Below are 10,050 nucleotides of genomic sequence, written 5' to 3' on the forward strand. Positions count from 1 at the left end.
AAGTCGTACAGTTAGGAGTTAATATTTATGTCGAATGTTCGTTATATTAGTAATCTTACCCGCGATACCTATGCGCTTATTTTAGCTGGTGGACGAGGTTCTCGTTTACATGAGCTAACCGATTGGCGTGCAAAACCTGCCTTATATTTTGGTGGTAAATTCCGCATTATCGATTTTCCATTATCTAATTGCATTAACTCAGGCATTCGCCGAGTTGGGGTTGTTACCCAATACAAATCTCATTCTTTGATACGTCATGTTAGCCGTGGTTGGGGTCACTTTAAAAAAGAACTCGGTGAGTCGGTAGAGATATTACCTGCATCACAGCAAACCTCAGGAAATTGGTATGAAGGCACCGCCGATGCAGTGTTTCAAAATATCGATATCATTCGCCATGAAATACCTAAATACGTGATGATTTTATCTGGCGACCATGTCTATCGTATGGATTATGCTGGTTTACTCGCAGCCCATGCTGAATCTGGTGCTGACATGACAGTATGTTGCCTAGAAACCCCAATTCCAGAAGCGGCAGGCTCATTTGGTGTGATGGAAGTGGATGAAGATAAAAGAGTGATTGGTTTTGAAGAAAAACCAGAGCTGCCTAAATCGATTCCGGGTAACGAAGAGTTCTGTTTAGCCTCTATGGGCAACTATGTATTCAATACTAAATTCTTGTTTGACCAACTGCGAAAAGATGCTGACAACGCGAATTCTGACCGAGATTTTGGCAAAGACATTATTCCAGCCATCATTAAAGAAGCCAATGTGTTTGCATTTCCGTTTACCAGTGCAGTTCCAGACGAGCCAGCGTATTGGCGTGATGTAGGCACCTTAGATTCATTCTTCCAAGCTAACATGGAATTACTCTCGCCAACTCCAGCGTTAAACCTGTATGACGCCAAGTGGCCGATTTGGACTTATCAAGAACAATTGCCACCAGCAAAGTTTGTTTTTGATGATGATGACCGTCGCGGTATGGCAGTGGATTCTATTGTCTCTGGTGGTTGTATTATTTCGGGCGCTAAAGTTAAACGCAGTGTGTTGTTTGATGAAGTCAGAGTCTGCTCTTACTCATTTGTTAAAGACTCAGTGCTGTTACCTGATGTGGTGGTGCTTAAAAACTGTCGTATCCAGAATGCAATTATCGATCGCGGCTGCGTGATACCTGAGGGCATGGAAATAGGTTACAGCCGCGAGCAAGATTTAGCCCGTGGTTTTAGAGTCTCTGAAAAAGGTATCACTTTAGTCACCCGTAAAATGCTCGGACTGCCAGTAGGTTACGAGTAAATCTGACTCAATAAGCGGTTATGTCATTAAGTAGCCGCTTGTTAGTTAGATATCGCTATCGACGTAATAAGTTCCAAATTAAATATTGAAAAGGTAACCAGCAACGTGAAAAAAGTGTTGATGATCGCAGCAGAAAACGACGCAATAAAAGGGGCCAAAGTAGGTGGAATGGCCGATGTTATCCGTGACTTACCACCAGCACTCGCCAAAGTTGATGTGTGTGTTGATGTGGCAATGCCTAATTATGGTTTCATTGCCAAAGACAACAACGCAGAGTTTATTGCTAAGGTCGTGGTAAAGTTTGGCGCCAATCTTGAAACAATCGAAGTCTACAAAATGCCTGCGCCATTTGTAACAGCGACTGGCTTGCTAGATAAAAGCACGCAAGATACAAGCTCGCAAGACAAAAGTATTGAGTTATCTAGCTCGGTTTATTTGTTTGAACATCATTTATTTAATAGCCCAGATAACCAAGTGTATACCGAAGGTGCTCCAGACCGTCCGTTTGCAGAAGATGCCACTAAGTTTGCCTTGTTTAACTTAGCGGTAGCGCAAGCTTATATCGATGCCGTCATAGCCCCGGTTGATATCTTGCATATGCATGATTGGCATGCAGGAATGTTAGTGATGCTACGTGCCTTTGCATCTGAATATGCAGCGCTTAAAGCCTTACCTTGTGTGTTTTCTATTCATAATTTAGCCTTACAGGGCATTCGTCCAATTCGTGAAGATGTGTCCTCATTTACGGCATGGTTCCCTGAGTTAACGATGAAATTAACTCAAGCACAGAAAACCCAAATCAGTGATCCTCGCTATCCTCATTGTATTAACCCGATGAAAATGGGCATTGAACTCAGTGATAAGGTCCATTTGGTGTCACCGACTTATGCCAATGAAGTGTTAATGGCATCCGATCACCAAAACGGTTTTTTTGGTGGGGAAGGTTTAGAAGGTTCATTGCTGGATAAGCATTATCGAGGTGACGTAGTCGGCATACTTAATGGCTGTATTTATGAAACTCAGGCGACTCATGACCAAGTGACTAATGAAACACAGGCGACTAATAACCAAGTGACCCATGACCAAGTGAGAAAGGTGTCTCAAGTAAGTACAGTGTCGAAAGTGTCGAAAGTCGCTAAATCTGTAAAGCCTGTTTCCAGCAAACAAATTTCACAAGTATTTGAACATTCTCAGCAAGCCGTTATTAAGTGGCTTGGTAAATCTGAGTATGTAAAAGCAGTCGATCAAATTGCTTTAACACGCTTACAAATGCTGATGGTAAAACAATCAAAGCCAAGTGTAGTCTGTGATTTTTTAATGACATCAGTAGGGCGTTTAACCGATCAAAAAGTGTTATTGCTAAGGCAAGCCAACAATAATTCAGGTTCTATTTTACAATCTGTTTTACAGCGACTAAAACAAGCTAAACCAAAAGCAATATTTATCCTTTTAGGCAGTGGCGATAAACAAATTGCCGCAGAGTTTCAAAAAGTCGCTGCAAACAACGATAACTTTGTGTTTCTTAATGGTTACGATGACAGTTTATCAACCAGCCTATATCAATACGGTGAGCTGTTTATGATGCCAAGCAGTTTTGAGCCTTGTGGAATAAGCCAATTATTAGCCATGAAACACGGCCAAGTGTGTATTGCCCATGGCGTTGGTGGTCTAAGAGACACGATTGCAGATAAACATAATGGCTGGTTATTTGAAGGCAATAATTTACAACATCAAGCCCAGCAGTTGTTATTAGTACTCGAGCAAGCGTTAACCATGCACAATGACAACCCAGATGAGTATTTGGCCATGAGGCAATCTGCCAGTGACGTTCGATTTACTTGGCACAAAGTCGCGCAAGAGTATTTAGAAAAGCTTTACTCTAGTTAAGGTTAATTATCTAAAGGCTTGATGAACAAAGCTCGCACATATAACAATCTGCGAGCTTTGCATCTTGAGCACATGGCTGTTAGTCATTGATATTAATCCTAGTAAATCTATCTTCTTCCTAATCAAACTTAATCAGTAAAGACTTAAAACCTACCTAAAAGAGCTATCGAATCTTTAATGTAAATCCATTAAGCTATTGAAAATTAGTTTTATTAAAGTGTTATCTTCTAGGAAGATGCTAATCCGAAATCAAGTGATTTTTGGATTATGGTGGGTTGAATGGCAAAGTTTAGTTTTCATAAAGAAGTATGGTTAGTAAAAGATCCACAATGGCTGTCCGATAGGGCGCTTGCTTGGGAGCCCATAGAATTTCTGTTGCTATGTGACGGTGTTAACAAAAATAGAATATCTGCAATGAAACGATATTTCATTAAAGGAGAATGGACTGAAGGCTCAGAGTATGCGCCTTCACTTGACACTAGAATGAGGTGGTGCCCAACTATTTCAACATCTTGTTTTGATGAAATGGTCAGTGAAGCCACGACACAATATGCTACACAGTACCTTAGGGAAACATTAGTTAAATCAGTAATGAAAGTAGTGCCTGAAGAGTTTATGCCTTTTGATGATTGGCATCGTCGTTTAACTCTGTTCCAGTGGGTGACCAATGATGAAGTTGAATATACTGATAAGCTAATAGAATACAATTCCTTTCAAGTTAGGGCATTTCCTCTTGAAACAAGTAAAGCTAATGGAAATTACTTTTCGAAGCATTATCTTCACTGGGTTAGTGATTGGTTATATATGATTGATAGTAACCAATATCAAGGGTTTACCATTTTATTGCCTTTTTGGTTCACCTCTCTTCGCCATATGGACGAGTCGATATTTGAATGGGATCAAAACGTCAAGACAATAAATCAGCTGTTTCTTTATATAAGGCACTTTATACCGGAACACGCATGCCACGCAGCATCCCAAGCAAAAAAAGAGTTTGTCACTGAATTTTTAAAGTGTGTTGAAAAGTATGGCTTCACTTTGGAAAGAATGGCTGAGTTATGGAAGGCAACGGCTGAAAATAAGGAAGATGAGTCAGTTGGTCGTGAGGTTCGTAGTTTACCGCTAACTTCAGATAATTTAGAAACTCGACTAGAAGATGCTTTTTATAATACTTATATTTGTGATTATAAGAGTAAATCAGACCCTGTTTTTATAATTCATCAGGCTATGAAGTCTTCTGGATTATGTGAACAGAAGTACAATGAAAGCGATATTAAGCTGGTTGATATTTCTGATGTGCTAACATCTGAGTTTAAAAGCGAACTATGCCGAGAAACTGTACATGCTTATCATGCTTGTTTCCAATTATCACCATTTTATATTGGTTCAGATAAATTAACTGTATACCAAAATGTTTTTTTATTACTTGATAACAATAATAACCAAAAGGTTATTATGACTGAAAGCTCAGCATTGAGGAATGTTGTATGTAACTCCAGAATATTCAGTGGTCGAAGGTTATTACTTATGGATACTTTAAGGGAGGAGCATGGTTTAGGTTTTAAACGTTACTTAAATTATACCCATGATGATAATGATCCTAATAGTATGCCTCCAGAGCCAGAAGAATATCTAACTTATCTCAAATTGCTGGATATTCCTTTTGAGGATAAAGATTATAGTATCTTTATCTATGGTGCGTATGGGTTACAGTACGGTGTAGATGACCAGTTCAAATTAGTTGATGGCCTTAGCTACTCTGATTTTATCACTGAGTAATAGCACGGTCATTTATGGATATTACTGCCAGCTTCGTACGCATCAATATAACGGCGGACTGACAACCAATGAATCAGAACGATTGTTCTGGTCAAACTCTAAGATCGTGGCCAATATTAGTTGACCACAACACATCATCAAGTAGATCCTGCTGCCATTTTTTGCCATAAATCGATTTTTAATTAATGTAAATCAAGATGAGTAAAAATAGCATAATTACTTCCGATATTTCGAATGCTGGAGCGGTAGTCAATAGTAATGAAAACAATTTCTGGTTTGTATTTTAGAAATGGGTGTCATGATAATTACTTGTTCTTCCTGATCAAACTTAATCAGTAAAGACTTAAAACCTACCTAAAAGAGCTATCGAATCTTTAATGTAAATCCATTAAGCTATTGAAAATTGGTTTTAATTCAGTATTAACTTCTAGGAAGATGCTAATCCGAAATCAAGTGATTTTTAGATTATGGTGGGTTGAATGGCAAAGTTTAGTTTTCATAAAGAAGTGTGGTTATTAAAAGATCCACAATGGCTGTCCGATAGGGCGCTTGCTTGGGAGCCTATAGAGTTTCAGTTGCTATGTGACGGTGTTAACAAAAATAGAATATCCGCAATGAAACGCTATTTCATTAAAGGAGAATGGACTGAAGGTTCTGAATATGCCCCTTCACTTGATACTAGAATGAGGTGGTGCCCTACTATTTCAACATCTTATTTTGATGAAATGGCCAGTGAAGCAAGAACACAATATGAAACAAAATACCTCAGGGAAACCTTAGTTAAGTCGGTTTTAAAAGTGGTTCCTGAAGAGTTTATGTCTTTTGATGATTGGCATCGTCGTTTAACTCTGTTCCAGTGGGTGATCAATGATGAAGTTGAATATACTGATAAGCTAATAGAATACAATTCCTTTCAAGTTAGGGCATTTCCTCTTGAAGCGAGCAAAAAAAATGATTTCTCTATGTCTTTTATTAGGCATGCCAATAATTGGTTAAGTATGTGTGGTAGTAATCAATATCAAGGATTCTTGATTTTACTGCCTTTTTGGTTCTCTTCGCTGCATCATATGGGTAAGTCGGCTTTTGAACGTAAACAAAACGTCAAGACAATAAGTCAGCTGTTTCTTTACATAAGGCACTTTATACCGGAACACGCGTGCCACGCAGCATCCCAAGCAAAAAAAGAGTTTGTCACTGAATTTTTAAAGTGTGTTGAAAAGTATGGCTTCACTTTGGAAAGAATGGCTGAGTTATGGGAAGCAGCTCTTGAAGATAAAGAAGATGAATGGGTCGATAAAAGATTAACAAAAGAATTTTCACTAACTTTAGATAATACAGAATCCGAATATAAACGTGCATTCTTTAGCACTTTTATATCTAATTTTGATGAAGGTGAAGATCCAATTTCTCATATTTTTTATCAATTAAAGAAAAATGAGTTCTGTCTGCATGAATATGTTCCTAAAGAAGTTAAGTTAGTCAATTTAGAGAGTATGCTATCAAAAGAGTTTAAGTCGGAAGTCGGACAGGGTGATGCTTACCATTACAGATTTGAAATGTCATCTAAATATATAGGCACTGATAGATCAATCTTGTTTTTGAATGTATTTATTTTAAATAAATCTCGTAGGGTTATAATTTCGGAAAGCTCGAGAGTTAGGAATGGTTTATGTAAATCTAGAGTGTTTAATGCAAATAGACTGTTTTTATTAGATTCATTGAGAACGGAAAGTAATCTTAATTTTGCCAGGTATCTTAACTATTCAAGGAGTGACGAGCCCAAATCAACACTCCCAGCCCCTGAAGATTACTTGTCATATCTTAAGCTAAAGATAATCCCCTTTATTGATAGTAATTATAGTATTTTTTTACACGGAGTATATGGCTTACTTCATGGTGTAGATGACCAGTTCAAATTAGTTGATGGCCTTAGCTACTCTGATTTTATCACTGAGTAATATCACGGCCATATATGGATATTATTGCCAGCTTCGTACATATCAATATAACGGCGGACTGACAACCAATGAATCAGAACGATTGTTCTGGTCAAACTCTAAGATCGTGGCCAATATTAGTTGACCACAACACATCATCAAGTAGATCCTGCTGCCATTTTTTGCCATAAATCGATTTTTAATTAATGTAAATCAAGATGAGTAAAAATAGCATAATTACTTCCGATATTTCGAATGCTGGAGCGGTAGTTGATAGTAATGAAAACAATTGCTGGGTTGTATTTTTTAAAATAGGTTTCATGATAAATACTGTCAAAAAATATTGTTGAGAATGACTTGTTAGATGACATGAAAGAGATAGTGGAGGAGATTTTATCATGAGAAAAGATACAACAACCGTTGAATGGATCGCTCAACGAGAGGCTATTTGGGAACATGAAATTAGCCCTCGTTTTTCTGATTATTTTGTTGAGAAATTTACTAAAAAGCAGCTGTCTGATTTTAAGAGATATTATATAAAGGGCAAAGCGCCCAAATGGGACAGAAATGATAAAGATAACCCTGTGCCTTTGGTTATCCGTTTATGGCTAGATCCTGATTCGTCGCTCGATAATTGGCTTAGCATTAGGGATATTGTTTTTGATGGTCATGAGGATATGTATGATCTTCGGTATGAATTAAACTACTTTGCCGCATTATTTCGCCAAGCGAATGCAGATATAGATTTTAATGATTATGATAACGAAAATGGTTTTTTTATGGGGTTGGAGAAAAGGTTAGTCAACTTTTATTTTGAGCACCTAGGTGATGGGCGGTATTTTAGGGCACCTAATATTGAAGTGGATAAATATACGTTAGTTGGGCTGCCATATAAGTTTGGAGGTATGTACAGTTGGTTAACTAAAGCAAGAATCATTAATAAAAATAAGCTGAGTCAGTTTGCTGTTAAATATTGGGCCAAAGCGCTGACCTGGTCAAATGAAGAAGCTTTTGGTAAAGACATACTATATTCTAACAAATCTCATATATTGGAGCTTTTCTATTATGTCGAAAACTTTGAGTTCTTAGATGAAGATCTAGATATTCGGAGGGTGTTTTTGAGCCAAGTTAAGCAGGCTATGAGTAATGATGACTTACCGGAGTTTATCAAGCATTGGTGGCAACTGGCACAAAAGGCTGCGTCATTAGAGGAGTTAATGATAGAAGCTGACCCCTTTTTTACAGAAATTCCATTACCTGACCCCATAGTTGAAAAAAGTTTAAAGCAAAAACTACTTGAGAAACGAAGTGCTGTTAAGAAAAAAAGGCGCGGGAAATTAGTTTAAAAATAACGTTACCCTTTATTTAACAACATGGCCTCCATGATTAATGTCTTTCTGACAGTTACGCTTTTATTAGATGAGCCAATAAGCTTGATAAACATCATCAAGCAAATTCAGCTGCCATTTTTGCCATAAATCGATTTTTGTTTAATGTAAATTAGAATGAGTGACTTAGGATAATAATTTACGACATTTCAAATATTAAAGCGGTTGTCAATATTAATGAAAACAATTGCTGGGTTGTATTTTTAAAATAGGTTTCTTGATAAATTTGTATGTTATCAGCAACCTTATTTTTATTGGATATTAAATAGGCTAGATTAATTAACATCTTTAGCGCGCGATAAAACCTGTCAACAAGGAGTGACCAACAGCATGTTAATAGAAAAACTCGTAGATTTATTAGATAAAACGCCATGGCAGCTTGATAATCCAACCTGGGTAAAACAGCGTAAAAAAGACTGGGCTGAACTGAGCAAAACATTACGTGACATGGGGTCTTTTTTACCAAAAGATGTCCGTTACTATAAAAGTTATTATTTAACAGGTGAATTACCTGAGATAAAAGATGAGCTAAAAGATCTGCCTGAACAGGCAAATTGTACCATTTTGTTACTCTTGCATCCTTTGCAAACAGAGGAAAATATAACCGAGCTATATTTAACATTTTGTCAATTGAGAGAAGATGCAAATAACAAGAAACAAGCAAACTATAGTAACTACCGTTATCGTGATAAAGATTTCTTTTTTCATTGGGTATTAGCCAAGCAAAACGTTTACTTTAAAGGGAATTCACAAGGAGTGGTTCATGGTCTAGAAGAGGTCTATTGCCGTTTATTATATGGCACTACAGAACAACAATGGCAGGAGTTAACAAGAGGAAATAAATGCTCGTTTGGTGCCTTTTGTAGTAGTGGCACCCTATTGTTGCTCAATCCAGATACTTATATTAACGATCATTATCAATACTTAGGCGATTTTTCTTTTTATATGGCACCGTTGCAAGATTATACTTTTGGCCGTACACCTGTAGAAGTTAACCAATTTTTACAGCTCATCCAATATTATGAATTATTGGACCCCTTTAAAGGCATTGATGAAGAACGTTATAAAAGGGCTTGGAAATTAGTAAATTTAACCCGCCATAAGCTCAATACCACTGAATTACCTGAGCCTCTGCAGCAGATGTGGGATTTTGCCCAAACGCCTGAGGGTAAAGAGGCAACGTATTCTTCTTTCCCTAAAAAATACCCAATATTAACCGTGTTGACGGAATAGCAAAAAAGCGGAATAAATAGCCCCGGATTTAGATAAACATTTATAAGGACATACCGATGGAAATGTACGCACAGTTAATCGTTAAAACTGAAACGAGTGTTTGGCAACAGATTAAAGAGATTGTTGAAGATACAGCAGAGCTTGAGACCAGTTCATTAAAATCAGGTTTTGGTCAGCTTTATATTATGGGCTCATCTGATTTATCTGATGATATTGATGAGATGTTGCAAGCTATCAGTAAGGTTACCCAAAACCCTGTTTTAGTTTGGTTAGACGGTGACGAAGAGCCCGAACCTGAGTTGATATCCCTAGTGGCAGGTAACATCAACCGCAACACCCTAAGCTCATCTTATTTTGAGTACTTAGAAGAAGCGGATGAAGATGAATTAGATAGTCATGACCGTAGCGCATTAAGGCTTGGTGCCAGCGGGTATTTTGAAAAACAATATCAAGACTGGATTGCACCATATACAGGTCAATTTAATGATGCTGATTTTAAAGAGAAATTAGAAGATATCGTTGATATGTGTTAATTA

Annotated in this window: 7 protein-coding genes; all 7 read left to right on the top strand. The window is 37.4% G+C overall.

Features of this window, described 5'->3' with window-relative positions:
- Window positions 1-27: 27 nt before the first annotated feature.
- The 7 genes from glgC to AB4153_RS20310 all read left to right on the top strand — a co-directional run bounded on the left by glgC (window position 28) and on the right by AB4153_RS20310 (window position 10,047).
- Window positions 28-1,290, top strand: coding sequence for a glucose-1-phosphate adenylyltransferase (gene glgC / locus AB4153_RS20280; protein WP_303516915.1), 1,263 nt, complete (start codon window positions 28-30; stop codon window positions 1,288-1,290).
- Window positions 1,291-1,395: 105 nt separating this feature from the next.
- A complete protein-coding gene (locus AB4153_RS20285) occupies window positions 1,396-3,177 on the top strand; it encodes a glycogen synthase (RefSeq protein WP_371998497.1) in 1,782 nt (593 codons plus the stop codon).
- 279 nt (window positions 3,178-3,456) lie between these two features.
- Window positions 3,457-4,956 carry a hypothetical protein gene (locus AB4153_RS20290; protein WP_371998498.1) on the top strand — a complete coding sequence of 500 codons (1,500 nt, stop codon included), beginning with the start codon at window positions 3,457-3,459 and terminating at the stop codon, window positions 4,954-4,956.
- Window positions 4,957-5,435: 479 nt separating this feature from the next.
- Complete coding sequence (locus AB4153_RS20295; protein ID WP_371998499.1) at window positions 5,436-6,914, top strand: hypothetical protein; 1,479 nt, start codon at window positions 5,436-5,438, stop codon at window positions 6,912-6,914.
- Window positions 6,915-7,291: 377 nt separating this feature from the next.
- Complete coding sequence (locus AB4153_RS20300) at window positions 7,292-8,239, top strand: hypothetical protein (protein ID WP_371998500.1); 948 nt, start codon at window positions 7,292-7,294, stop codon at window positions 8,237-8,239.
- Window positions 8,240-8,611: 372 nt separating this feature from the next.
- A complete protein-coding gene (locus AB4153_RS20305) occupies window positions 8,612-9,514 on the top strand; it encodes a hypothetical protein (RefSeq protein ID WP_371998501.1) in 903 nt (300 codons plus the stop codon).
- Between the two features lie 56 nt (window positions 9,515-9,570).
- Complete coding sequence (locus AB4153_RS20310) at window positions 9,571-10,047, top strand: hypothetical protein (RefSeq protein ID WP_371998502.1); 477 nt, start codon at window positions 9,571-9,573, stop codon at window positions 10,045-10,047.
- The last annotated feature ends 3 nt before the right edge of the window (window positions 10,048-10,050 follow it).

It is taken from the genome of Shewanella sp. 10N.286.52.E4, assembly GCF_041468785.1.
Taxonomy (GTDB): Bacteria; Pseudomonadota; Gammaproteobacteria; order Enterobacterales; family Shewanellaceae; genus Shewanella; species Shewanella electrodiphila.

Coding starts and splice junctions, on each gene's coding strand:
- glgC (WP_303516915.1), top strand. CDS start 28: ATGTCGAATGTTCGTTATATTAGTAATCTTACCCGCGATACCTATGCG.
- AB4153_RS20290 (WP_371998498.1), top strand. CDS start 3,457: ATGGCAAAGTTTAGTTTTCATAAAGAAGTATGGTTAGTAAAAGATCCA.
- AB4153_RS20295 (WP_371998499.1), top strand. CDS start 5,436: ATGGCAAAGTTTAGTTTTCATAAAGAAGTGTGGTTATTAAAAGATCCA.
- AB4153_RS20300 (WP_371998500.1), top strand. CDS start 7,292: ATGAGAAAAGATACAACAACCGTTGAATGGATCGCTCAACGAGAGGCT.
- AB4153_RS20305 (WP_371998501.1), top strand. CDS start 8,612: ATGTTAATAGAAAAACTCGTAGATTTATTAGATAAAACGCCATGGCAG.
- AB4153_RS20310 (WP_371998502.1), top strand. CDS start 9,571: ATGGAAATGTACGCACAGTTAATCGTTAAAACTGAAACGAGTGTTTGG.